We start from the raw sequence: 23,854 nt of genomic DNA, 5'->3' as shown, positions 1-23,854 counted from the left end.
CGGGGGGCCCGGGGTCGAATGAATTCAGAAGCCAGCTTAACGGTTGGCGCTGCGGGTTGCAGGCTCATGTTTTCTTTTCGGCCACCTCGCGCAGGGCTTCGGCGGCCTGTAGACCCTTGAGAAAACCCGCCAGCGCCGCTTCTTCCAGGCGCAGGCCCTTGCGTTGGCGCGAGCGAGGCAGTTTAGCCAGTTCCCCGACCACGAACGCCTCCAGCACCGCCGGATGGATGTAGCACTTGCGACAGACCGCCGGGGTGTTGCCCAGCAGGCGCGCGACCTCCTTGACCATGGCAACGATGTGTTTTTTTGCGTCGGCCTCCGGTTCCCAGTCCAGCTTGCGCAAGGTGGCCAGAGCCATGGCGCTGCCGGCCCAGGTGCGGTAGTCCTTGGCGGTGAAGTCCGCGCCGGTCAGGTTGTGCAGGTACTGGTTGATGTCCGATGAACTGACGCTGTGACGCTCACCGTCGGCGTCCAGATACTGGAACAGGTTCTGCCCAGGCAGCTCCATGCAGCGCTTGATGATGTTGGCCAGGCGGCGATCGGTAACACTGACCCGATGCTCGACGCCGCTCTTGCCGCGAAACTCGAACAGGATCTTGTTGCCATGCACATCGACGTGCTTGTTGCGCAGGGTCGTCAGGCCGTAGGAGCGGTTGTCGCGGGCGTACTGGCTGTTGCCGATGCGGATCAGCGTCTGGTCCAGCAGCGAGACCACCGCCGCCATGATCTTCTCCCGACCCATGCCGGGCATGGCCAACTGCGCTTCCAATTGCTTGCGCACCTTGGGCAGGACCAGGCCGAAGGCGATCATGCGCGAGTACTTGTTCTCGTCGCGCACCTCGCGCCAGCGCGGGTGGTAGCGGTACTGCTTGCGCCCCCGGGCATCGCGGCCGGTGGCCTGCAAGTGGCCGCGCGGGTCGGCGCAGATCCACACATCGGTGTAGGCGGGCGGGATGACCAGTGCGTTGATGCGCTTGATTTCGGCTTCGTCGCGAATGCGTTCGCCGCGTGTATCGAAATAGACGAATTTGCCGCGCAGGATCTTGCGTGTCAGGCCCGGCTGGCTGTCGTCGACGTAGTGCAGATCCTTGGGCAGGTCCTCGATCAAGGTGGCATCGGGCATGGGTGGCAATCTCCGGGGCTGGTCCTTGCATTGACCATGATGCCGCTCGGCAGTGCCGATTATCTTTTTCTCCCGAGATCGACGATTCCCTCGTAGCAGTCCGGCTTGCCGGCGGTCTGGTGCGCAGCGGCAGCAAACCCTGTGCATGCGGTGTGCCTGACACGGCCAAGACGGATGGTTTTACTGCCGCTGCGCGCCAGGACGCCGGCAAGCCGGACTGCTACGGGGACGGCGTTAGCTGGGCGATCACGTTAGCCGGTCGCTTTTGATCTGGCTTTTGATTTTCGTGCGCAATAGCCCAGACGCCGCCAAACGCGACTTGGGTGCAGGCTGAACGGAGGTCTCGCGGAGTGGGACGAGCGACAGGATGTCGCGAGAGGCGCGTGGGCCATGGATGGCCCTTTCGCGCCGGGCCCACGGAGCGAGGCCGGAGTGAAGGTAGTCCGACGAAGGAGGACCCAAACCAGGAGCAGGACACCTTGGTTACTTGGGTGTCTTTTCCAAGTAACTCGACGAAGTCGAAACAGATCTGACGTTAGGAAGAGCGCCTTTGATCTTGCTCTCCATTCGTACGCGATTAGTCTGACACGGCCCGATCGCCTGGTGCTACTGCCGCTTCGGTCGGACGCGACCCAGGGCGGGAGGGCGTGTCGCTACGCCAGCAACGCCACCGACTTGATCTGCGCCCACAGACGCTGCCCCGGATGCAGCCGCAACTGATCCCGCGAATAGCGGGTGATGCGCGCCAGCAGCGGAGTGCCCTGGGCGTCCAGCCGCACCAGTACATGAGCGGCATTGTCGGCGTTGGCTTCGCTGATCACGGTCACCGGCAGGCGATTGAGAATGCTGCTTTGGCTGTCAGGCTCCAGGGTCAGGCTGACATCCCGCGCCTGGACCTTCAGGCGCAGCGGTTTGCCGCCTTGCAGAGGGGCGTGGGCCACGCGGATCGCAAGATCGCTGCCCGGCAGATTGACCGTCAGCAACTGGTAGGCATCGTCGTAGGCATTCACCGTGCCTTCGACGATCACCCCGGCGTCGTCGTCCATCGCCAATGGCAGGTCCAGCCGCGCCAGGGTTTCGCCGATCGGTGCACTGGCCAGTGCCTTGCCGTTGCTGAGCAAGACCAGATGATCGGCCAGCCGAGCGACCTCGTCCTGAGAGTGGCTGACGTAGAGCATGGGGATGTCCAGCTCGTCGTGCAGCCGCTCCAGATACGGCAGGATCTCCCGCTTGCGCGGCGCATCCAGTGCCGCCAGCGGCTCGTCGAGCAGCAGCAGGCGAGGGCTGGTGAGCAAGGCGCGGGCGATGCCGACGCGCTGACGCTCGCCGCCGGAGAGCTTGTCCGGCTGGCGCTCCAGAAGATGATCGATGCCCAGCAGGCTGCTGGCCTGTTCGAGCTTGACCTTGCGTTCACTGGCCGCGATGCGCTTGAGGCCGAATTCCAGATTGCTGCGCACGGTCAGGTGCGGGAACAGGCTGGCTTCCTGAAACACGTAGCCGAGCGGGCGCTTGTGGGTCGGTAGAAAGATGCCGTTGTCGCTGTCCTGCCAGACCTCGCCATTGACCCGGATAAACGCCTGGGAGGCTTTTTCCAGCCCCGCGATGCAGCGCAGGCAGGTGGTCTTGCCGGAGCCGGAATGCCCGTACAGCGCGGTGACGCCGCGTCCGGGCAGGTTCAGCTCGACATCTACGCAGAATTCGGGGAAGTCCACCTTCAGGCGTACTTCGAGTGCCGTGTTCATGGGTCAACTCCAGGCCGATTTGGTCTTGCCGCTGGAGTAGAGCGCCAACAGAACCAGGAAGGAGAACACCAGCATGGCGCCGGCCAGCCAGTGCGCTTGGGTGTATTCCAGGGATTCGACGTGGTTGTAGATCTGCGTCGAAACCACCCGGGTTTTTTGCGGAATGTTGCCGCCGATCATCAGTACCACCCCGAACTCGCCCACGGTGTGGGCAAAGCCCAGGATCGCGCCGGTGATGAAACCGGGGCGCGCCAGTGGCAGCACCACCGAGAAGAACGTATCCCAAGGGCTCGCACGCAAGGTTGCAGCCACTTCAAGTGGACGCGGGCCAATGGCGACGAAGGCGTTCTGCAGCGGCTGGACCACAAACGGCATCGAGTACAGCACCGAGCCGATCACCAGCCCCGTGAAGCTGAACGTCAGCGTGCCCAGGCCGATGCTCTGGGTGAACTGCCCCAGCGCACCGTTAGGCCCGAGCATCAGCAACAGATAGAAACCGATCACGGTGGGCGGCAGCACCAGAGGCAATGCCACCACCGCGCCAACCGGTCCCTTGAGCCAGGACCGGGTGTGCGCCAGCCACAGCGCAATGGGTGTGCCGACGATCAGCAGGATCACGGTGGTCAGCGACGCCAGTTTCAGCGTCAGCCAGATCGCGGCGAGGTCGGCACTGTCCAGCGGCATTTACAGCTGGTATCCGAACGACTTGATCACGGCAGCGGCTTTCGGGCCCTTGAGGTATTCCATCAGCGCCTTGGCGGCAGCGTTGTCCTTGCCTTTGTTGAGGATCACCGCGTCTTGCTTGATTGGCTCATGCAGGTTGGCTGGTACGATCCAGGCCGAACCGCCCGTCAGCTTGCCGTCCTTGAACACTTGCGACAGGGCGACGAAGCCCAGCTCGGCGTTGCCGGTCTGCACGAACTGATAGGCCTGGGCGATGCTCTGGCCTTCAACGATCTTGGCCTTGGTGGCGTCGGTCAGGCCCAGTTTGTCCAGTACCTGGGTCGCGGCCAAACCGTACGGCGCGGCTTTCGGGTTGGCGATCGACAGGTGCTGGTACTCGTTTTTCTTCAGCACAGCGCCCTTGTCATCGACATAACCTTCCCTGGCCGACCACAGCGCCAGGGTGCCGACGGCGTAGGTGAAGCGTGAGCCCTTGACGATCTCGTTCTCGCTTTCCAGCTTGGCCGGGGTGGTGTCGTCAGCGGCCAGGAACACTTCGAACGGCGCGCCGTTCTTGATCTGGGTGTAGAACTGGCCGGTGGCGCCGAACGAGGCCACCAGCTTGTGGCCGGTGTCCTTTTCGAAGTCCTTGGCGATGGCCTGGATCGGCGCGGTGAAGTTGGCGGCCACGGCCACCTGGACTTCATCAGCGAAAGCGCTGCTGGCCGACAGGGCTGCGAAAGCCAGCGTGAGGGATGTCAGGGTCGTGCGAAGGGATGTGACGCGCATGGAACAGCTCCGTGTTGTTTTTTTGAAGTGATGACTCATGTCGGCGCGAAACCCGGTCACGGATACCCGATCACCAGTAGCGGCCAAACGCTATGCACCGGAATATATAGCGTGTCATCACTTCAAGGAAGCCTGTTCTGCTGCGCATTCAATCAGTTGCGCCGGCAATCAACTGCGCAGGCCGCCGAGTTTCTCCAGGGTCTGCACGGCCAGTTGGCGAGTCAGTTGTTCTGCAGGTAACTGGTGCTTGATGCCGACAGCCTGCCCCGCCCACAGATTCATGAAGCCAGGGTTGCCCTGAGGCTCGGCCTTGGCCCGCAGCGGCATCAACGCGCCGCCAGCGGTAGGGAAGGCCGGCGCCTGCGGGTTGATCGGCCCGATTTCGCTCATGATGCGGTTGACGATGCCCCGTGCCGGGCGCCCGGTGAACAGGTTGGTGATCGCGGTCTGGCTGTCCTTGGCGCTGGCGAGTGCGGCTTTGTGCAGCATTGATACCTTGGCTTCAGGGCTGAACAGGTAGGTGGTGCCCAATTGCACTGCCGATGCGCCGAGCATGAAGGCCGCAGCGATGCCGCGACTGTCGGCGATGCCGCCTGCGGCGATCACCGGCACTTTCACGGCATCGGCGATCTGCGGTACCAGCGCCATGGTGCCGACTTGGGTGTGCAATTGATCGCTGAGGAACATGCCGCGATGCCCGCCGGCTTCGCTGCCCATGGCGATGATCGCGTCACAGCCGCGCTGCTCCAGCCAGATGGCTTCATCCACCGTGGTGGCTGAGGAGATGACTTTGGCACCGGTCGCCTTGACCCGGCGCACGAAATCCTCGGATGGCAGGCCGAAATGGAAACTGACGACTTCTGGCTTGAGCTCTTCGACCAGCGCACAGCTGGCTTCGTCGAAGGGCGCACGGTTGGACTTCGGCGTCGGTGCGTCGAAGTCCGCACCCAGCTCCAGGTAATAAGGCTTGAGCAGTTCTTTCCAGGCCTGATCGGCTGCCGGGTCTGCTTCCGGATTCTGATGGCTGAAGAAGTTCAGGTTCAGCGGTGCGCGGGTGCCGGCGCGAATCAGCGCAACCTCTTCTCGAATCTGTTCATGGCTGAGCATGGCGCATGGCAGTGAGGGCAGGCCGCCTGCGTTGCCCACCGCGATGGCCAGCCCGGATCCTGCGGCGCCGGCCATGGGGGCGAGCAGAATGGGCACTTCGATACCAAACAGCTTGAGGAGGCGGGTGTCGGGCCAGGCGATCATGGGCAGGTTCTCCATAGGCAGGGGAAAGACATCGCGAGAGCAGTGGCAGACGCGCTCTCAATATCAGGAAACATTTCGGTTGATTTAATAGACGGTCGGTCTAATATGCAACCCCATGAATGAAATGATCGCAAAACCCAGACGCCCGGGCCGTCCGCCGAAAATCGCCCGGCCTGACGACTTCGACACCCGTGAAGCGCTGATCCGCTGCGGGGTCGAAGTGCTGACCGAGCAAGGCTTCATGGCCACCGGCATCGACAGCATTCTCAGGCGTATCGGCGTGCCCAAGGGCTCGTTCTATCACTATTTCGCCAGCAAGGAAGTCTATGGCCTGGCCGTGCTGGACAGCTACGCCGGTTATTTCGCCCGGCGTCTTGATCGCTGGCTGCTCGATGAAGCGCTGTCGCCGCTGGAGCGTCTGGTCGGTTTCGTCCAGCACTCCAAGGCCAGCATGGCCCGCTACGGGTTCCGCCGAGGTTGTCTGGTGGGCAACATGGGCCAGGAAGTCAGCGTATTGCCGGAAGGTTTTCGTGATGCCCTGGAAACCGTATTCCTGGACTGGCAACGGCGCTTGAGCGCGTGCTTCGACGCTGCAAAACAGGCCGGCGAACTGCCGCGCAACGCTGATTGCGCGGAGCTTGCCGCGTATTTCTGGATCGGCTGGGAAGGCGCGGTATTGCGCGCGCGGCTGGTTCAAAGTGACACCCCACTCAACACCTTCATCGCCGGGTTTCTGCGCGGGTTGCCGCGCTGATACCGGGCGGGTGTTTTTCGACGCTTGTTTATAGACGACCGGTCTAAATGGAGGCTCGGCATGTTCAACGGGATTCTGATCGACAAAGACGACGCGGGTTACCACGTGAAACTGACGGCCATCGATGATGCCCAGTTGCCGCCCGGTGATGTGACAGTGCGCGTGGCCTACAGCACGCTCAATTACAAGGACGCGCTGGCGATCACCAACAAGGGGCCGATCGTGCGCAGGTTTCCGATGGTGCCGGGCGTCGATCTGGCCGGGACGGTGGAGCAGAGCAGCGACCCGGATTTCAGGCCCGGCGATCAGGTCCTGCTCAATGGCTGGGGCGTGGGTGAAGGGCATTGGGGTGGCCTTGCGCAACGGGCGCGCCTTGAAGGTAAATGGCTGATCCCGCTGCCCGAGGCGTTTAGCGCCTCTCAGGCCATGGCGATCGGCACGGCGGGTTACACCGCGATGCTGGCGGTCATGGCGCTGGAGAAAAACGGCGTGACCCGGGATTCGGGGGAGATTCTCGTCACCGGCGCCAATGGCGGCGTGGGCAGTTTCGCCATCGCCATTCTGGCGCGGCTCGGTTATCGGGTGGTGGCGTCCACCGGCCGCCTGGAGCAGAGCGACTACCTCAGGCAGCTGGGCGCTGCCGAAATCATCGATCGCAATACGCTCTCCGAACCCGGCCGCCCTCTGGGCAAAGAGCGTTGGGCTGGCGCAATCGACTCGGTGGGCAGCCACACCCTGGCCAATATCTGCGCCAGCACCCGCTACTGGGGCGTGGTGGCGGCCTGCGGCCTGGCTCAGGGCATGGAGTTTCCTGCCTCCGTTGCGCCGTTCATTCTGCGCGGCGTGACGCTGGCCGGCATCGACAGCGTGATGCGTCCGCGCAAGGACCGCATCGAGGCCTGGGCGCGTCTGGCCACTGACCTGGATCGCGATGCGCTGGCGCTGATTACACGGGAAATCGGCCTGGACGAGGTGATCGAAACCGCCGCGCAGCTGATGAACGGCGAGGTGCGTGGCCGCGTGGTGGTCGACCTTCAACGCTGAGTCCCAGGCGTGGTGGCGGCGGATGCCTGCTTGCCAGGGTCTATATCGTCGATGCGCAGGATGCGAATCTCGCCAGCGGCCGGATGCAGAGGGTTGATGATCAGGCAGTGCGTCTGCTCCATCGCCAGCGACGGCAGAATCAGGCCCAGTTGCTCGCCGCCTTCGAGCCAGCGCGTGCCGAAATCCATACTGGCCTGGTCCGCTGGCAGGGCATTCCAGCCGGCGGGCAGTTGCTCGGGCGGGACTTCCCGGTACAGCGCCGGATCTTCCGGCAATTGCAGGTGCATGAGCAGGAGCGGGGGGCGAGGTATTTCACCGGCGAGCAATACCCGCTCCAATGCCGCTGCGGCGGGGCTGAGGCTCAGGTAGAGGGCCGGGTGGTCGGGATGGTTCCAGCGCCCGCCCGATTTTGCCGGGCCGGCCCCGGTGAGGTCTTCGATCTGTGCGGCCTTGCCGACTTTCCAGGCCTGCATCAGCAAACCCCGCCGTGTTCCAGCGCCGCGAGCACCCGATGCACCTGAGTGCCGCCGATTTCAGTGGCGCACAGATTGATGGGGATCTGCTCGCCCAATGCCCGGTTGGGGGTGATCATCCAGCGTTGCGCGGCGGCCTGGCTGCCGAAGATTACCGCCGCACGCACTGCCACCGCAGCCACCCGGGCAAGTCGCTCCGAGCCGACGAGGTCCAGCGGGCGGTGTTGGCGTTGACGCCGTTCGAGGGTGGAGACCGAGCTGCTGAGCAGCGCTTCGAGTTGGCTGTTGCTCAGGTGAAAGGCATTGCGCACCGCCTTGACCCAGGCTGGCGGGAAGCCTGTGCGCATGTAGGCCAGGCGTTCGGTGTCGTTGCGGGTGTTGAGTTGGTCGGCAATCAGCCAGAAGGCCGAGCTGGCATCACTGTTCGCGGATGGAGAAATGGCTGGCACGTCCGTGTTCCTCGATTCGGCTATCAAGGGTTGGAGACGTTACGCCGCTGTCACGGTTTCTCAAGCGCCAAGCTGTTACAGGCATTTTCCCGGGCTTCCCGATCAAGCAACTGGCGCTTGCGTTCAGCACCCCAGCGGTAGCCCGACAGGCCGCCGTCGCTCCGCACCACGCGATGGCAGGGAATGGCGACAGCCAGGTGGTTGGCGCCACAGGCCTGGGCCACGGCGCGGAAGGATTTGGGTGCGCCGATGCGCTGGGCGATTTCGGCGTAGCTGACCGTCGTGCCGGGTGGAATCAGCGCCAATGCCTGCCACACGCGCTGTTGAAACGCCGTGCCTTGCAGGTCCAGCGGCAAGTCCAGTCCGATGCCGGGGGCTTCGATGAAGCCGACCACTTGGGCGATCAGGCGCTCGAACCGGGCGTCGCCGCCAATCAACCTCGCGCTGTGAAATTGTTTCTGAAGATCCTGTACCAGTTGATCGGGGTCGTCGCCCAGCAGGATGGCGCAAACCCCACGCTGGCTTTGCGCGACCAGGATGGAGCCGAGAAAACACTCGCCCACGGCAAAGTAGATGTCGGCGTTGCAGCCGCCTTTGCGGTAGTCGGAAGGCTTCATGCCCAAGAGCTTCGCGCTGGACGCGTAGAAGCGGCTGTTGGAGTTGAAACCCGCGTCGTACATGACGTCGGTGATGGTCCCGGACTCGGTGTCGGGCTCAGCCAGCCGGCTGCGCACTTTGCCGGCCCGGTGGGCGTTGGCCCAGGCCTTGGGGGTCAGGCCGGTGACGGCCTTGAACACGCGATGCAAGTGCCAAGGGCTCATGTTCACGTGTTGGGCCAGTTCATGCAGGCTGGGCGGTTGCTCGGCCTGGGTGATCTGCCGGCATACCTGTTCCACCAAGGCCGCGTGCTGGCGTGCCAGGTGGCTCTGGTCGGCAACTGCGCGTTTGCTGGGGCGAAAACCGGCGGCTTCGGCCTGCTCGGCACTGTCGAAGAACACCACGTTCTCCGGGCGCGGCAGGCGTGACACGCTGCCGGGGCGGCAGTAGATCCCGGTGGTGCGCACCGCGTAGACAAACTGCTGATCTGCCGCAGCATCGCGCGCCACGACAGCCGCCCAGCGCGGATCGTCATGCTGCTCGGCCGTGCGTTTGGCGTTCGCTGTCGCCGGTAATTTGTTACACGCCATGACCGCTGTTCTCCGCCTTTGTCCTGATGTGCCACAGGTTAGCGCTGATTGCGGGTGTGGAAACTCCGAGTCTTGCGCTCAAATTCAGGCCAGCATCGGCGGCAGGGTGCCCAGCAGCGACACCGCGCCCAGCGCCAGCGCGCCAAACAGGCATTCGAGCAACACGCTGACCCTGAGCCAGGACAGATTCAGCACAGAACTGCGCGCCAACTGACGATTGATCCCGGCCAGCGCCAGCATGCACAACACCATCGCAACCTTGGCCCCCAGCACCAGGCCAAAGCCTGACAGCGCAGGCGCCGGCCAGATCGCGCCGCTCAAGGCGCGGACGTTGATCATCCCGGTGACGACGATCAGCGCCACCAGACCGTAACCGATGCCGCTGAAGCGCGAAAGCAACGCGCCCATGTCTACGCTGTTCGGGCCGAGCAACAGCGTGGCCAGCATCGCCAACCCGCCAAGCCAGGTGGCGACGCCGAGCAGATGCAGCATCTGATTGGCGATCAACAACTGGCCCCGGGTGCCGTCGAACATCGCGCCATGGCCGACCGGCGCCAGCGTCACCAACAGCAAGGTGGCCAATAGCAGTTGCAGCCCAGGCCGGTTGCGTCCGCAGATCAACGCGCACAGCACCACTGCCACATTCAGCAACAAATGCGCGATCCAGATGTGGCCGAAGAAGGTGTGAGTCAGCACCAGGGTCAGTGTTTGTGCATCCAGCGCGTCGCGCCAGCTGTCGGTCATGTTGGCCGCAGTGAGCACTAGCCAGCCCAGCGCGCTGAGCAGCGCGACGCCCGCGATCAGGCCCAGCGCCCGATCCAGACGCCGGCTGGCGGGAGCGGCCTCGAACGGGCGCAGCGCGGCAGTGAACAGGGCGTGACGGAACAGGCCGATGCCGAATAGCAGGAGCACTGCGCCGAAATGCACGAATCGGCACAGGATCAATCCTTCATGCATGGCGTTATGGCGTCACCTTGAAGCGGTACACGCCTTCGCTCTTGTGGGTGTCGACCGACACGGCGTGCCATTCGACCTTGTACTTGCCCGGCGCCAGCGGCACGGCGGGGATGACGATCAGCACTTTTTTGTTGGCAGGATCGGTGCTGACGCTCTGGGTCTGGATGATTTCGGTGCTTTCGCCCGGGCCGTCGAGGCTGATGGCGACCTTGGTGAATTTCTCCTCCACGCCTTCGGAGAAGTTCAGGCGCAGCTCTTTCGGGGAACTCACTTCGCTGTCGGCGGCGGGCAACTGGCTTTCCAGGTGGGCATGGGCAAACGCCTGGGTCGTGGTCAGGCAGGCCAGCAGAGAAAGGCAGGAGAGGGCGTGTTTCAGGCGATGGGCAGACATCAGAGGCACCTTTGGTTGTGCGGCAGCTTTTTGCAGCAACGTTCATGACAGGAACCGACAGGCATCGATTCTCGAAAATGCGAGCGCTACTAGACCAGAAACGGCCTGCCGACTCCAGTCGGACACCTCATTTGTCATTCAGGCGGGCAGCGCCTTCTGCGCGCTGCGGGCCATGATGCGCAAGTCCTCGTAAGGGTTTCTGCCCACGATCATGAACGCGTGGGTGCGGCTGGACCAATACACCACATGCATCCCGGAGCGTTCTTCGCTGCTCAGCGTGTCGTTGCCACCGTTGTTGGTGGTGATGCACAGTGCCAGCGGGCCGTGGCGCGGGTCCAGGTAGGTCAACTGGCCGATCAGCACGCCTTCGTAGTCGAGAATCTGTGCCCGACGGAAATCGGCGCCCGGCAGGCTGATCACTGCGGGTGTCAGCGGCAGGCCCAACTGGTTGCCCACCGAGCTGAGCTGAGCCCTGTGAGTGCTGTCGTCCAGATTGAGGTTTTCCAGGGTCTGCGGAGTGTACAGCGCCATGTATTCGGCCACCGAGGCACGCCAGCCGTCATCGGGCTCGGCCGCTTGCCAGTTGAGGAACAGGCGGTCCGCAGCGATGCCGGCCACCACGAAGCTGGCGGCAGTCGCAAGGAACCCCCGACGGCTCATGGTCGCCCGGTGCGCAGCGGGTGCAGCGGGCGGCAGTGCATCGAGCATCGCTTGCAGCCGGTCGGTCGGCGCCTGGTCGAGCATGGCGGCAAATGCATCGCTAAATGGCAGATCGCCGCACTTGAGCTGGTCCAGCCGTGCGGCAACGGGGGCATCGGTGCGCAGCCAATGATCGACTTCCTGGCGCTGATCGCGGTCCAGTTCGTCGTCCAGATAGGCCACCAGCAATTCGTCCGAAGGTGGTGAGTGCGCGTTGCTGTAAGTCATCGCCGTTCTCCTGTCGATTTATCCGACATGGCGCGTTGTGTTGCGGTTTCAGCCAGTTTCAAGCGTGCAGCGGCCAGCCGACTCATAACTGTGCCGACCGGGATATGCAGGATCTCGGCAGCCTCTTTGTACGAAAGCCCTTCGACATACGTCAGAAAGACCGTTTCCCTTTGCGCCTCGGGCAGGGCGTTGACGCGCTTGATCACTTGCGCGGCCAGCACCTGATCCTGCGCCTGGGTTTCGCCATCGAACGCAAGCTCCTGCTCGGCATCGACGAAGCCCTGGCCCTGACGCACCCGCTGCGAGCGGATTTCGTTGAGCCAGATCGAATGCATGATCGACAACAGCCAGCGATCCAGCCGGGTGCCGGCCATGAACTGATCGGCACGCTCCAATGCCCGGACGCAGGTGGCCTGGACGAGGTCATCGGCCAGGTGCTTTTGTCTGGACAACACCAGGCCATAGCGCCACAGACGTGGCAACAGCGGGCCCAATTCGCTGCGAATATCCGCGTCTGTAGCGATAGCGGCCTCCCGGTTTCTCGCAAGTTCGCCCGTCAGGTCTTGGGTGCGGCGCTAATGGCCTGAGCCAAGTCCTCGTATTCTTCGCACGTTCTGCCGCACAGCGTTTCGATCCTGGCCAGTTGCTCCTGGGCCAGGTCCACGCGGCCCTTGATCACGTACGCCTCACCCAGGTACTCGCGCACTTGCGCGTAGTTGGGGTCCAGCGCCACGGATTTCAGGTAATAGCCGATGCCTTCATCGGTGCGGCCCAATTTGCGGGTTGCATATCCACGATAGTTCAGCGCCTTGGCGGTGTCCGGATTTTTCAGCGTATCGAGCAGCGCCAGGGCTTCTTCATAGCGCCCGTCCTTGGCCAGGCGGTATGCGTAATCGGTGCGGTCCTCATCGGAGGTCGCCTTGCTGGTCTGCATCGTGCACTTCCGGGTCTTGCTGTCCCACACCTGGCCCTTGGGGCAGTTGGGCTTGCGCGGCGCCTCGTCGTCACCGCCGCCGCCCGAGGCAAAGGCCTGTCCGGTCAGCAGGAACAGCGCCATCAAGGCGCCTGTGAGCAAGGTGCGGCAGTCGACAGCACGTTCGTAGCGGGTTCTCATGGGTGTGATGCTCCGTGAAGTGATGCAGTGTCAGCAGATGAACACGCCAGCGGGAGCGGTTATTCGGTAGGGGACAAAGTATTTTTCACGCCCGGCAGAGGGTCGGCAGGCCGAGTGGGGGCAGGTGGGGGAGGCGTAGGCCGTGTGAGGGGGCGAAGTTGAACTTGCCTGATCCTGCAAATATCAAGGGTTGAACAGCGGAGTGCAATATGTTAGTTGGCGACGAATTAACCGGATAGTGCAATGAACATGAAGAATTATTTAAATAAAAAAAGCCACCGCACTTGACGTGGGGTGGCTAAAAAGTCTTACCAAAGGAATGATGAAGTGGAGCATGATTCGATTGCCTGATGCTGCGGATTCATCAGGCCATTGAGTCGTGTGCTTCATCGCCGACAACGGTAACACTGGATCCATCGAACTTACTATTACGAAGATCGATAGTGACTATCACCTCTCATTTATCAACCGCCTGGCGGAAAAATGCTAAAAGTTTTTCGCGTCGGGGGAGCAATCCCGCTAAATCGGGGCATCCAGCGCCTCGGGAAACAATAATGAAATGGGCTGAAAGCCTGTAGTTCTGCCGTGATTGTTCATGCGGCCCGCTGTATTTAGCCCATCTGCCATAGCGCGTATTCCACACGTTTCAAACTTCGCCTGAACTCAGGGGGATGCCCCGTTGTCCGGGGTATGCGGAACGTTGGGCCTTAATTGAGACAGGGGATAATAATGACATTCGTAAAATGGAATCTGGTCACGCTCGCGGTATCGCTGGGCGTCAGTCAACTGGCGGCCGCTGGTGTGGTGAGCGATCAGTCCGATGCCAAGGGATTCGTCGAAGACAGCAGCCTGACCGTGCACTTGAAGAACTATTACTTCAATCGTGACGGCAAAAACGGCGGTAGCGACCGCAAAGACTGGACCCAGGGCGTACTGGGTAATTTCAGTTCCGGGTTCACACAGGGTACGGTCGGATTTGGTGTTGATGCGTATGGCTACTGGGGCATCAAGCTTGACGGCGGTGCGGGGACAGCGGGCACCGGTAACCTGCCGCTGGACCGACACGGCGATCCTGAAGACGAATACGGCACGGCGGGCGGTGCCATCAAGATGCGCATCTCCAAGACCGAATTGCGCTACGGCGACCTGATGCCAGCTGCGCCGGTGTTCGCCGCCGGTGGCTCACGCCTGTTTCCGCAAACGGCAACCGGTTTCAATCTGCTGAGCAGCGACATTGCCGGTCTTGAGCTGGACGGTGGCCATTTCACTGGTGGTAACGGCCCTGTCACCACCAACCACGACCACGACATCTATGCATCCTATGCCGGTGTCACTGCATCGAGCATTGACTACGCGGGTGGCAAGTACACGTTCAACGATAATCTGACTGCCAGCCTTTATGGCTCCAATCTCAAGGATGTCTGGGATCAGTACTACGGCAATATCAACTACACCCAGCCTATTACCGGCGATCAGTCGGTGAACTTCGACTTCAATATCTATCGAACCAATGATGCCGGTTCCGCCAAAGCGGGCGATATCAGCAACACCACCTGGTCGTTGGCGGCTGCTTATTCATTCCTGACTGCGCACACCGTGACGCTGGCTTATCAGAAAGTTCACGGCGATACCCCCTTCGATTATGTGGCTTTCGGGATTAACGGCCCGGGCGACACCGCCGACTCGATTTTCCTCGCCAACTCGGTTCAATACTCGGACTTCAACGGCCCGGGCGAGAAGTCCTGGCAGGCCCGATATGACTTGAACATGGCCAGTTACGGTGTGCCTGGGCTGAGTTTCATGGCGCGTTACATCACCGGCGATAATATTGACGGCTCGCACATGCCGGCCAACAGCACGTATGTCAACTATGGCTATGGCGACGACGGCAAACACCATGAAACCGATATCGAAGCCAAGTACGTGGTTCAGGCAGGTCCGGCCAAAGACCTGTCCCTGCGTCTGCGTCAGTCGTTCCACCGGGCCAATGCCGATCAGGCCGAAGGCGATAACAACGAACTGCGCCTGATCGCCGATTACCCGATCAACGTGTTCTGATTCAGGATTTTCAGGCATGAAAAAACGCCAGGCGAGTGCCTGGCGTTTTTGTTTGCGGCCGACGATCAGTCTGGCTTGTGGTCGCCACGGATCGAGAAGTTGGCCATGTGTTCCAGGCCCTTGATCAGGCCAGAGTGGTCCCAGCCGCTGCCGCCCAGCGCGGCGCAGGTGCTGAACACTTGCTGGGCGTTGGCGGTGTTGGGCAGGTTCAGGCTCAGTTCACGCGCGCCTTCGAGCGCCAGGTTCAGGTCCTTCTGGTGCAGGGCAATGCGGAAGCCCGGGTTGAAGGTGCCTTTGATCATGCGCTCGCCGTGCACTTCCAGAATCTTGGAGGATGCGAAGCCGCCCATCAGCGCTTCACGGACCTTGGCCGGATCGGCGCCATTTTTGGAAGCGAACAGCAATGCTTCGGCGACGGCCTGAATGTTCAGGGCAACGATGATCTGGTTGGCGACCTTGGCGGTCTGGCCGTCACCGTTGCCGCCGACCAGGGTGATGTTTTTGCCCATGGTCTGGAACAGCGGCAGGGCGCGGTCGAAGGTGCCCTGGTTGCCGCCGACCATGATGCTCAGGGTCGCGGCCTTGGCGCCCACTTCACCGCCCGAGACTGGCGCGTCGAGGTATTGCGCGCCAGTGGCGCTGATTTTCTCGGCGAAGGTCTTGGTGGCCGAAGGCGAAATCGAGCTCATGTCGATCACCACCTTGCCGGCGCCGGTGCCTTCGCTCACGCCGTTTTCACCGAACAGCACGTCGTTGACCTGCGGGGTGTCAGGCAGCATGACGATGATGAACTCGGCTTCCTGCGCCACTTCACGCGGGTTGGCCAGCACCGTGGCGCCGCCTGAAACCAGCGAGGCCGGAGGTGCGACGAAGTGCTTGGACAGAATGAGTTGGTGACCTGCCTTCTGCAGGTTTTCCGCCATGGGCAGGCCCATGATGCCGGTGCCGATGAATCCGATGTTGGCCATGTTTTATGTCCTCTTCTTATGTACTTGCGCGGTCCCCTCGTAGGAGTGAGCTTGCTCGCGATTGCGATTTGTCTGTGGCAAAGGTGTTGAATGACACCACGGGTTCGCGAGCAAGCTCACTCCTACAAGGGGCGTTTTTGGTCAGATCAAATTGTGGGTCTTGAGCCAGCCAAGGCCTGCTTCGGTGGTGGTCAGCGGCTTGTATTCGCAGCCGATCCAGCCGCGATAACCCAGCCTGTCCAAGTGCCCGAACAAAAAGCCGTAGTTGATCTCGCCAGTGCCCGGCTCATGGCGGCCGGGGTTGTCGGCCAGTTGCACGTGACGAATCGCTGGCAGGTTTTTCTCGATGGTGCGGGCCAGATCGCCCTCCATGATCTGCATGTGGTAGATGTCGTACTGCAGCGACAGGTTGCGGCTGCCGACTTTCTCCCGGATCGCCAGGGCCTGGGCCGTGGTGTTCAGGTAAAAGCCCGGAATGTCCAGGGTGTTGATCATTTCCATGACCAGGTCGATGCCTTGGGCCTGCAGCTTGTCGGCGGCGTAGCGCAGGTTGTCGACGAAGGTCTTCTCGATCAGTGCATCATCGAACCCCTGGGGTTTGATCCCGGCCAGGCAGTTGACCTGGGTGTTGCCCAGCACCTTGGCGTAGGCAATGGCCAGGTCGACACCGGCGTAGAACTCCTCGACCCGGTCCGGGTGGCAGGCAATCCCGCGCTCGCCCTTGGCCCAGTCGCCGGCGGGCAGGTTGAACAGCACCTGGGTCAGGCCGTGGGCGTCGAGTTCGGCCTTGATCTGCGCCGAACTGAAATCGTACGGAAACAGATACTCGACCCCGCTGAAACCGGCGTTGGCGGCCGCTTCGAAGCGTTGCAGAAAGTCCTGCTCGGTGAACAGCATGGACAGGTTGGCGCATAAACGTGGCATGTCGGGCTCCTTGTTCTGGTTCTGTCAGGCTGCGGCTCAGTCCAGCAGGCTGATGGCGGTCGGGGCGTCGTCGCGGCTTTCGGCCAGCGATTCGAACTCGTTGATCGCATTGATCTCGGTGCCCATGGCGATGTTGGTGACGCGTTCCAGAATGACCTCGACCACGACCGGCACGCTGTACTGCTGCATCAGGCTCGCCGCCTCGGCGAACGCCGCCTGGATGTGCGCCGGGTCGCTGACACGGATCGCCTTGCAACCCAGGCCTTCGGCGACGGCAATGTGATCGACGCCATAGCCTTCCAGCTCCGGTGCGTTGATGTTGTCGAACGCCAGTTGCACGCAGTAATCGATGTCGAAGTTGCGTTGTGCCTGGCGGATCAGGCCCAGGTACGAGTTGTTCACCACGACGTGGATGTACGGCAGCTTGAACTGCGCGCCGACGGCCAGCTCTTCGATCATGAACTGGAAGTCGTAGTCGCCGGACAGCGCCACCACCTTGCGGCTCGGGTCAGCCTTGGCCACGCCCAGCGCCGCCGGGATGGTCCAGCCCAGCGGGCCGGCCTGGCCGCAGTTGATCCAGTGACGCGGTTTGTACACGTGCAGGAACTGCGCGCCGGCGATCTGCGACAGGCCGATGGTGCTGACGTAGCAGGTGTCTTTGCCGAAGAAGTGGTTCATTTCCTCGTAGACCCGCTGCGGCTTGACCGGCACGTTGTCGTAGTGGGTCTTGCGCTGCATCGTGCGCTTGCGTTCCTGGCAGCTGGCCAGCCACTGGCTGCGATCCTTGAGCTTGCCAGCGGTGTGCCACTCGCGGGCCACTTCAAGGAACATCGCCAGCGCCGCGCCTGCGTCGGAAACGATGCCCAAATCCGGCGTCAGAACGCGACCGATCTGGGTCGGTTCGATGTCAACGTGAATGAACTTGCGGCCTTCGCTGTACACCGACACGGTGCCGGTGTGGCGGTTGGCCCAGCGGTTGCCGATGCCCAGCACCATGTCCGATTCCAGCATCGTCGCATTGCCATAACGGTGCGAGGTCTGCAGGCCGACCATGCCGGCCATCTGCGGGTGATCGTCCGGAATCGCGCCCCAGCCCATCAGGGTCGGAATGACCGGAATGCCGGTCAGCTCGGCGAACTCCACCAGTGCATCGGACGCATCGGCGTTGATAATGCCGCCGCCAGCGACGATCAACGGGCGCTCCGAGGCGTTGAGCATCGCCAGGGCTTTCTCGACCTGATTGCGGCTGGCCTGAGGCTTGGTCACCGGCAGCGGTTCGTAGGCATCGATGTCGAATTCGATCTCGGCCATCTGCACGTCGAACGGCAGGTCGATCAGCACAGGGCCCGGACGGCCGCTGCGCATCAGCTGGAAGGCTTTCTGGAACACGTAAGGCACCTGGCCCGGTTCCATGACCGTGGTCGCCCACTTGGCGACGGGGGAGGCGATGGCGGCAATGTCGACCGCCTGGAAGTCTTCCTTGTGCATGCGGGCACGTGGCGCTTGGCCGGTGATGCACAGGATCGGGATCGAGTCGGCGGAAGCGGAATACAGGCCGGTGATCATGTCGGTGCCGGCCGGGCCGGAAGTGCCGATGCACACGCCGATGTTGCCGGCAATGGCGCGGGTATAACCCTCGGCCATGTGCGAGGCGCCTTCGACGTGGCGGGCCAGCACGTGGTCGATACCGCCGATTTTCTTGAATGCGGCGTACAGAGGGTTGATCGCAGCGCCGGGGATACCAAAGGCGGTATCGACCCCTTCGCGACGCATCACCAGAACGGCGGCTTCGATGGCTCTCATGATGGTCATTTTTGTTGTTCTCCTGAAACTCGATAGTTTTGGTACGTAAAACCAGAATTTGTGTACAGGATCAGCCTGATTTGAATTGAAGTTTTTGTGAATGGCTGTTTTTATCGGTTCTATCGGTATCAGGAGTATCGAATGGACCGTTACACAGAAATTCGCAGCTACGTGTTGGTGGCCACGCGCGGCAGTTTTGCCGCGGCGGCATTGGTCGAAGGCGTCACACCGGTGATCATGGGGCGGCGCCTGAGTGCGCTGGAGGAACGCCTGGGGGTCAAGCTGATTCACCGCTCCACGCGCGGCCTGACCCTGACCGACGCCGGGGAGTCGTACCTGGAAAACGCCAAGGCCGTTTTGCAGTCATTCGAGGAGCTGGACGCCAGCATCAGCGAGAACGAAAGCAGCGTGCGCGGGCACCTGGTGGTGTCGGCACCTGCCGGGTTCGGCCGCCAGCATGTGGCGCCCCATGCGCCGGAATTCCAGGCGCGTTTTCCGGACTTGCAGCTGTCGTTCAACCTCACCGACAACGTGGTCGATCTGGTGCGCGAGGGCTACGACATGAGCATTCGCATCGGTGAGGTGCTGGACCCCAACTACGTGGCCATCAAGCTGTTCGCCAACAACCGCGTGGTCTGTGGCTCGCCTGGGTACTTTGCTGAACGCGGCTACCCGAAAAGCCTTGAGGAACTGGCCGAGCACAACTGCCTGACCTTCAACCTGCAGGGCGGCCAGCATCGCGGCTGGACCTTCCAGCGCGATGGCAAGCAGGTGGCGATCAAGGTGGCGGGCAATCTGTACTGCAACGATGGCGAGTTGCTCTACGACTGGGCCAAGCGCGGGCTAGGCCTGTGCTGGCGTTCGACCTGGGAAATTCAGAACGAGATCGACAACGGCGAGCTGATCACCGTGCTGGACGAGTTTGCGCTGCCCAGTTACGACATTCAGGGGGTTTACCCGCAGCAGCATTACCTGCCGGCGAAGGTGCGGTTTTTCATCGCGTTTCTGAAGGAGGTGTACAACCGGCCGGGGTATTGGACGCGGGGGTGAATATGACACCGCCCCGTAGCAGCACGGCTTGCCGGCGGGAGCGATCTTGAGTGCGCTCCCGCCGGCAAGCCGTGCTGCTACGGACGAGGTTCATGCCGGCTCAGATCAACTCCACCGAAATCGGCGGCAAGCCACGGATTTCGCCCACCGCCAGACCCGGCCCCTTGGTCAGGTACATGCCGGTGTAGGAGCCGGTGGTGATCACCAGATCCGGGGTCACGCTCTGGCCATTTTGCGTGTGGTGATTGACCACCCACGGCAACAGCCGGCGCGGATCGCCCGCCGGGTTGGCGCCGTCGCCGGGCACGATGTCCTGATCGGCGTAGGTGAAGCTCAGGGCCGGTTCCAGAAACGGGAAGCTGGCGTCGTAGGGGATGAAGTCGCCGACGATCAGCGCGCCATGATTGAGCAGATCGCCCAGCGCCAGCAGTGGCTCGATCTTCGGCCAGGCGATGAAGCGGCTGCTGACGACTTCGATGGTGGTGCCCATCGAGCCGATGCTGGCCAGCACCTCCTCGTCGGAATAGGGCTGTTCGCGCGGCTCGAAGGTGCGGTTCAGGCGAAAGGAGATTTCCAGTTCGAGGATGGGCGAGGGGTAATCGGCGATTTCCAGCTGGCTGCCGCTGGCGAACAGCCCGTCTTCGGGCAGCAGCGCGCCATTGATGGGGCCGCCGCTGATGGATTTGGCCCCGACTTTCCAGCCGCCGACGGTGGTATCGCGCAGCCTGAGGATTTCGCGCTGCAAGGCGTAGGCGCTGGCGGCGTCGGCTGGCACGTAATCGGGGCGAATCTCGGAGATTTTCTGACCTTGGCGCATGGCGTCGACGATCAGTTCGGCAATGTTCGCAGGGTTGGACGGTAGATTCACGCGGGACTTCCTTCAGGCAGTTGAATGGAAAGTGCTCCACGGCGGACGGGGTCCATCCGCGAAGCCAGCATGCGTTACTCTAACCGCAAATGGCTGGGGCAGCGGAAGCCCTGCAGTGCCGGAAGGGCTCGAGGCCATGATTTGCGGGGGCTGCAGGGGGTAAAAAAAGCTCAGTAGAGGAAGATCAAGATCAAAATCAAAAGCGTTCTTCCTAACGTCAGACCTGTTTCGACTTCGTCGAGTTACTTGGAAAAGACCCCCAAGTAACCAAGGGGTCCTGCTCCTGGTTTGGGTCCTCCTTCGTCGGACTTCCTTCATTCCGGCCTCGCTCCGTGGGCCCGGCGCGAATGGGCCATCCATGGCCCCGCGCCTCGCGCGGCATCCTGCCGCTTGGCCCACTCCACGAGACCTCCATTCAGCCTGCACCCAAGTCGCGATTTGTGGCGTTTGTGAGATTTGCGCATGAAGATCAAAAGCAACGGCAACGGCAACGGCAACGGCAACGGCAACGGCAACGGAGTTTTTTGTGCAATCTGCTTTTGATTCTGCCCGAAGGGCGTAGCAGTCCGGCTTGCCGGCGGTCTGGCGCGAAGCGGCAGTAAAATCAGGCGACCTGGTCGTGTCAAGAAAACCGCATGCACAGGATTTGCTGCCGCTGCGCGCCAGACCGCCGGCAAGCCGGACTGCTACGGGGATGGCGTCAGCCGGAAGATGGCGTTAGCCGTGAGCTTTTGATCTGGTTTTTGATTTTCATGCGCGATAGCCCGGACAACACAAATCGCGACTTGGGTGCAGGCCGAACGGAGGTGATGTGGAGTGGGTCGAGCCGCATGGATGCGGCGAGAGGCGCGTGGGCCATGGATGGCCCATTCGCGCCGGGCCCACGGAGCGGGACCGGAGAGAGGGAACCCGACGAAGGAGGACCCAAACCAGGAGCAGGACCCCTTGGTTACTTGGGGGTCTTTTCCAAGTAACTCGGCGAAGCCGAAACGCTTCTGCCATTAGGCAGAACTCTGACAACCGCTAAAGCAGCAACTGACTATCCGCGGCCTGACTACTCATGCCAGCGCAAGCCAAAATCACCCATTCTGACAACCATCCCCCAACCGGGTGTATTCCAGATTGTGCGTCTGGCCCCTGCTGTCCACGTAAATCATGTGCGACCGCACCGGACCACATTCGGTCGCAAGGTTGCCATCGTTGGTGATGCTGATCACCTTGGCAATATCAAGATGCTGCGAATAATTGTACTCAACCGCAGCAGGCGTCGACTCGCCGCCCACGCTGCCATTGGCCGAAGCAAACGCGCTGAAAATGGAAAGCGCGGCAAACAGTGCGTATTTCATCATTTCACTCCACAGAAATCGTCAAGCAAAACGGGAAGTGTCTTGCTGTTAGTCGTCATGCTAAGAGCGTCGTACCATTTACAAAAATGGTCGATATTGATTCGCGCAATCATCGTTAGTGATAAATGCCACGCACGCGTTACTGTCAGGCTAATTGTTTCTTTTCAAGTAAATGACTGTTGCGAAAAGACCACGCAATCGCCGCTTGAAAGCAGGTCTCAACCGTTCTCGCAAGTGTCGCCAAGCCGCGTGTATTCAAGCTTGTGGGTCATACCCTTGCTGTCGACGTACTCCATCTGCGCCTTGACCGGGCCGCAGGCATTGCTGGCGTTGGCGCCGGTGCTGATACGCACGACCTTGGCGATGTCCAGGTCTTGTGTGTAATCGTATTGATTGTTCGAAGTCGCCGCTGCCGGGGCGGTGTTGACCGTGTCATTGGCCGAGGCGAACAGGCTGAACAGAGACAGTGCGGCAAACAGTGCGTATTTCATGACGAGCTCCAACTTTCCGATTAGAGCAAGCGACTTCGGGGTGGGCTTGCTGATGGAAGAAGTTTAAGTAAGCCAGCCGCGTGCATAGAAATACGGTCTGTCGATAAACGTCATCATTGTCGATGATGCCAGGGCCCAGTCCTGGCTATTCCGCACAGGAATCCACTGCATAAAAAACATGAATTTTATTTATGGCGCTGCGGGTCTTACCGTGACGGGATTCCGAACCCGTGGAGCCATCATGACTGCTCAGCAGCGCACCGCCGAAGACAAGGCCGAGAATCCCGCCGAACTGCACTGGAAACGCAACCTGGCCGTCTGTGTGATGGGCGCGTTCACCACCATCGTCGCCATGACGCTGTTGCTGCCGTTTCTGCCGCTGTATGTCGAGCATCTGGGGGTGAGCGATCCGGCGGCCATCGTGCAATGGTCCGGGGTGGCGTTCGGCGCGACCTTTCTTTCCGCTGCATTGACCGCGCCTTTGTGGGGCCGGCTGGGGGACCGCTACGGGCGCAAGCTGATGCTGATTCGCGCCAGCCTGGGCATGGCCATCGCCATGTCGCTGATTGGTCTGGCGGAAAACATCTACCAGTTGGTGGGGTTGCGGCTATTGGCCGGATTGCTCGGTGGCTACGCCTCCGGTGCGACGATTCTGGTCGCGACCCAGACGCCCAAGGCGCGCTCGGGCTGGGCGCTGGGCATGCTTTCGTCGGGCATCATGGCCGGCAATCTCACCGGGCCCTTGATCGGGGGCTTGCTGCCGCCGCTGATCGGCATTCGCAGCACGTTCTTTCTCGCCGGTGGGGTGATTTTCCTGACCTTTCTGGCGACCTTGTTTCTGATGAAGGAAGCGCCGCGTCCCAAAGCGGCGGCTGGGGCGCCAAAGCCTGCCACGGTGCGGGCCTGGGACGTGATTCCGGACAAGAAACCGGTGATCACCATGTTCGTGGTCGCGAGCCTGGTGATGTTTTCGATCATGTCCATCGAGCCGATCATCACGGTTTACCTGACGCAACTGCACAGCCAGAACGTGACGCTGATGGCCGGCCTGGTGATGTCGGCCACGGCGCTGGCCAGCGTGCTGTCAGCTTCGCGCATCGGCAAGCTGGCCGACCGCATCGGCCACTGGAAAGTGGTGATGGGTTGCCTGACCACGGCGGCAGTGCTGTTGATTCCCCAGGCGTTCGTCAGCAACGAATGGCAGTTGCTGGTGCTGCGCTTTCTGATGGGCATCGCCCTGGCCGGGTTGCTGCCGTGCATTGCCGCGATCATCCGCCATTCAGTACCGGACATCGTTGCCGGGCGCATGCTGGGCTATTCCACCTCCAGCCAGTACGTCGGCCAGGTGCTGGGCCCGCTGACCGGCGGCTATCTGGGCGGGCATTTTGGCATGCCCATCGTGTTCATCGTCACCTGTGTGCTGATGGCCACGTGCGCCGTGGTGATGCTGGTCATGAAACCGGTCACGATCCCGGCCTGACC

The 23,854-nt window shown here is 61.8% G+C and carries 24 protein-coding genes; 5 read left to right on the top strand and 19 right to left on the bottom strand.

Features of this window, described 5'->3' with window-relative positions; genetic code table 11:
• Positions 1-64: 64 nt before the first annotated feature.
• The 5 genes from AC1MEK_RS11240 to AC1MEK_RS11220 form a co-directional block, all read right to left on the bottom strand.
• Complete coding sequence (locus AC1MEK_RS11240) at positions 65-1,123, bottom strand: DNA topoisomerase IB (protein WP_480396350.1); 1,059 nt, start codon at positions 1,121-1,123, stop codon at positions 65-67.
• A 653-nt stretch (positions 1,124-1,776) separates the two neighbouring features.
• On the bottom strand, positions 1,777-2,865 hold the full coding sequence (gene modC, locus AC1MEK_RS11235) for a molybdenum ABC transporter ATP-binding protein (protein ID WP_480396349.1): 1,089 nt from the start codon (positions 2,863-2,865) through the stop codon (positions 1,777-1,779).
• A 3-nt stretch (positions 2,866-2,868) separates the two neighbouring features.
• Complete coding sequence (gene modB / locus AC1MEK_RS11230; protein WP_480396348.1) at positions 2,869-3,549, bottom strand: molybdate ABC transporter permease subunit; 681 nt, start codon at positions 3,547-3,549, stop codon at positions 2,869-2,871.
• Positions 3,550-4,317: a molybdate ABC transporter substrate-binding protein gene (gene modA / locus AC1MEK_RS11225; protein WP_480396347.1), complete on the bottom strand. Its 768-nt coding sequence runs from the start codon at positions 4,315-4,317 to the stop codon at positions 3,550-3,552.
• A gap of 168 nt (positions 4,318-4,485) precedes the next feature.
• The gene (locus AC1MEK_RS11220; protein WP_480396346.1) at positions 4,486-5,568 is read right to left on the bottom strand and encodes an NAD(P)H-dependent flavin oxidoreductase; all 1,083 of its coding nucleotides are present in this window, start codon (positions 5,566-5,568) and stop codon (positions 4,486-4,488) included.
• A gap of 115 nt (positions 5,569-5,683) precedes the next feature.
• On the opposite strand from AC1MEK_RS11220, the gene acuR reads away from it, so the two are divergent.
• A complete protein-coding gene (gene acuR / locus AC1MEK_RS11215) occupies positions 5,684-6,322 on the top strand; it encodes an acrylate utilization transcriptional regulator AcuR (RefSeq protein WP_480396345.1) in 639 nt (212 codons plus the stop codon).
• 60 nt (positions 6,323-6,382) lie between these two features.
• Positions 6,383-7,366 (top strand): acrylyl-CoA reductase (NADPH), encoded by a 984-nt coding sequence (gene acuI / locus AC1MEK_RS11210; RefSeq protein ID WP_480396344.1) that lies wholly within the window; start codon positions 6,383-6,385, stop codon positions 7,364-7,366.
• Here the strand turns inward: acuI and AC1MEK_RS11205 are convergent.
• From AC1MEK_RS11205 to AC1MEK_RS11170, 8 genes are all read right to left on the bottom strand, one after another.
• A complete protein-coding gene (locus AC1MEK_RS11205; RefSeq protein ID WP_480396343.1) occupies positions 7,357-7,839 on the bottom strand; it encodes an RES family NAD+ phosphorylase in 483 nt (160 codons plus the stop codon). The two genes, acuI and AC1MEK_RS11205, sit on opposite strands and share 10 nt — an antisense overlap.
• Positions 7,839-8,288, bottom strand: coding sequence for a type II RES/Xre toxin-antitoxin system antitoxin (gene parS / locus AC1MEK_RS11200; RefSeq protein ID WP_480396342.1), 450 nt, complete (start codon positions 8,286-8,288; stop codon positions 7,839-7,841). Before parS ends, AC1MEK_RS11205 begins: the two co-directional genes overlap by 1 nt.
• Before the next feature lie 50 nt (positions 8,289-8,338).
• Positions 8,339-9,475 (bottom strand): bifunctional DNA-binding transcriptional regulator/O6-methylguanine-DNA methyltransferase Ada, encoded by a 1,137-nt coding sequence (gene ada, locus AC1MEK_RS11195; RefSeq protein ID WP_480396341.1) that lies wholly within the window; start codon positions 9,473-9,475, stop codon positions 8,339-8,341.
• An 84-nt stretch (positions 9,476-9,559) separates the two neighbouring features.
• Positions 9,560-10,432: a copper homeostasis membrane protein CopD gene (gene copD / locus AC1MEK_RS11190; RefSeq protein WP_480396340.1), complete on the bottom strand. Its 873-nt coding sequence runs from the start codon at positions 10,430-10,432 to the stop codon at positions 9,560-9,562.
• Positions 10,433-10,436: 4 nt separating this feature from the next.
• On the bottom strand, positions 10,437-10,823 hold the full coding sequence (gene copC / locus AC1MEK_RS11185; RefSeq protein WP_480396339.1) for a copper homeostasis periplasmic binding protein CopC: 387 nt from the start codon (positions 10,821-10,823) through the stop codon (positions 10,437-10,439).
• A gap of 138 nt (positions 10,824-10,961) precedes the next feature.
• The gene (locus AC1MEK_RS11180; RefSeq protein WP_480396338.1) at positions 10,962-11,750 is read right to left on the bottom strand and encodes an anti-sigma factor family protein; all 789 of its coding nucleotides are present in this window, start codon (positions 11,748-11,750) and stop codon (positions 10,962-10,964) included.
• Positions 11,747-12,244 carry an RNA polymerase sigma factor gene (locus tag AC1MEK_RS11175; RefSeq protein WP_480396337.1) on the bottom strand — a complete coding sequence of 166 codons (498 nt, stop codon included), beginning with the start codon at positions 12,242-12,244 and terminating at the stop codon, positions 11,747-11,749. Before AC1MEK_RS11175 ends, AC1MEK_RS11180 begins: the two co-directional genes overlap by 4 nt.
• A 62-nt stretch (positions 12,245-12,306) precedes the next feature.
• Positions 12,307-12,807: a tetratricopeptide repeat protein gene (locus AC1MEK_RS11170; protein WP_480396422.1), complete on the bottom strand. Its 501-nt coding sequence runs from the start codon at positions 12,805-12,807 to the stop codon at positions 12,307-12,309.
• 786 nt (positions 12,808-13,593) lie between these two features.
• On the opposite strand from AC1MEK_RS11170, the gene AC1MEK_RS11165 reads away from it, so the two are divergent.
• The gene (locus tag AC1MEK_RS11165) at positions 13,594-14,922 is read left to right on the top strand and encodes an OprD family porin (RefSeq protein WP_480396336.1); all 1,329 of its coding nucleotides are present in this window, start codon (positions 13,594-13,596) and stop codon (positions 14,920-14,922) included.
• Positions 14,923-14,987: 65 nt separating this feature from the next.
• Here AC1MEK_RS11165 and AC1MEK_RS11160 read toward each other — a convergent pair whose 3' ends face one another.
• The 3 genes from AC1MEK_RS11160 to gcl form a co-directional block, all read right to left on the bottom strand.
• Positions 14,988-15,890, bottom strand: coding sequence for a 2-hydroxy-3-oxopropionate reductase (locus AC1MEK_RS11160; protein WP_480396335.1), 903 nt, complete (start codon positions 15,888-15,890; stop codon positions 14,988-14,990).
• A 141-nt stretch (positions 15,891-16,031) separates the two neighbouring features.
• On the bottom strand, positions 16,032-16,814 hold the full coding sequence (gene hyi, locus AC1MEK_RS11155) for a hydroxypyruvate isomerase (protein WP_480396334.1): 783 nt from the start codon (positions 16,812-16,814) through the stop codon (positions 16,032-16,034).
• 36 nt (positions 16,815-16,850) lie between these two features.
• Positions 16,851-18,626 (bottom strand): glyoxylate carboligase, encoded by a 1,776-nt coding sequence (gene gcl, locus AC1MEK_RS11150; RefSeq protein ID WP_480396333.1) that lies wholly within the window; start codon positions 18,624-18,626, stop codon positions 16,851-16,853.
• 132 nt (positions 18,627-18,758) lie between these two features.
• Here gcl and AC1MEK_RS11145 point away from each other — a divergent pair, with 132 nt between their 5' ends.
• Entirely contained in the window at positions 18,759-19,667 is a 909-nt protein-coding gene (locus AC1MEK_RS11145) for a LysR family transcriptional regulator (protein WP_480396332.1), read from the top strand.
• 100 nt (positions 19,668-19,767) lie between these two features.
• On the opposite strand, the gene AC1MEK_RS11140 is transcribed toward AC1MEK_RS11145, so the two are convergent.
• From AC1MEK_RS11140 to AC1MEK_RS11130, 3 genes are all read right to left on the bottom strand, one after another.
• The gene (locus AC1MEK_RS11140; protein WP_480396331.1) at positions 19,768-20,535 is read right to left on the bottom strand and encodes a 2-keto-4-pentenoate hydratase; all 768 of its coding nucleotides are present in this window, start codon (positions 20,533-20,535) and stop codon (positions 19,768-19,770) included.
• 1,079 nt (positions 20,536-21,614) lie between these two features.
• Positions 21,615-21,881 (bottom strand): DUF2790 domain-containing protein, encoded by a 267-nt coding sequence (locus tag AC1MEK_RS11135; RefSeq protein WP_480396330.1) that lies wholly within the window; start codon positions 21,879-21,881, stop codon positions 21,615-21,617.
• 218 nt (positions 21,882-22,099) lie between these two features.
• A complete protein-coding gene (locus tag AC1MEK_RS11130; protein WP_480396329.1) occupies positions 22,100-22,372 on the bottom strand; it encodes a DUF2790 domain-containing protein in 273 nt (90 codons plus the stop codon).
• Positions 22,373-22,613: 241 nt separating this feature from the next.
• Here AC1MEK_RS11130 and AC1MEK_RS11125 point away from each other — a divergent pair, with 241 nt between their 5' ends.
• Positions 22,614-23,852: an MFS transporter gene (locus AC1MEK_RS11125; protein WP_480396328.1), complete on the top strand. Its 1,239-nt coding sequence runs from the start codon at positions 22,614-22,616 to the stop codon at positions 23,850-23,852.
• The last annotated feature ends 2 nt before the right edge of the window (positions 23,853-23,854 follow it).

Source organism: Pseudomonas sp. 2 (assembly GCF_056627435.1).
The sequence above is the reverse complement of the archived record's forward strand: the minus strand, read 5'-3'. Positions and strand labels throughout refer to the sequence as shown.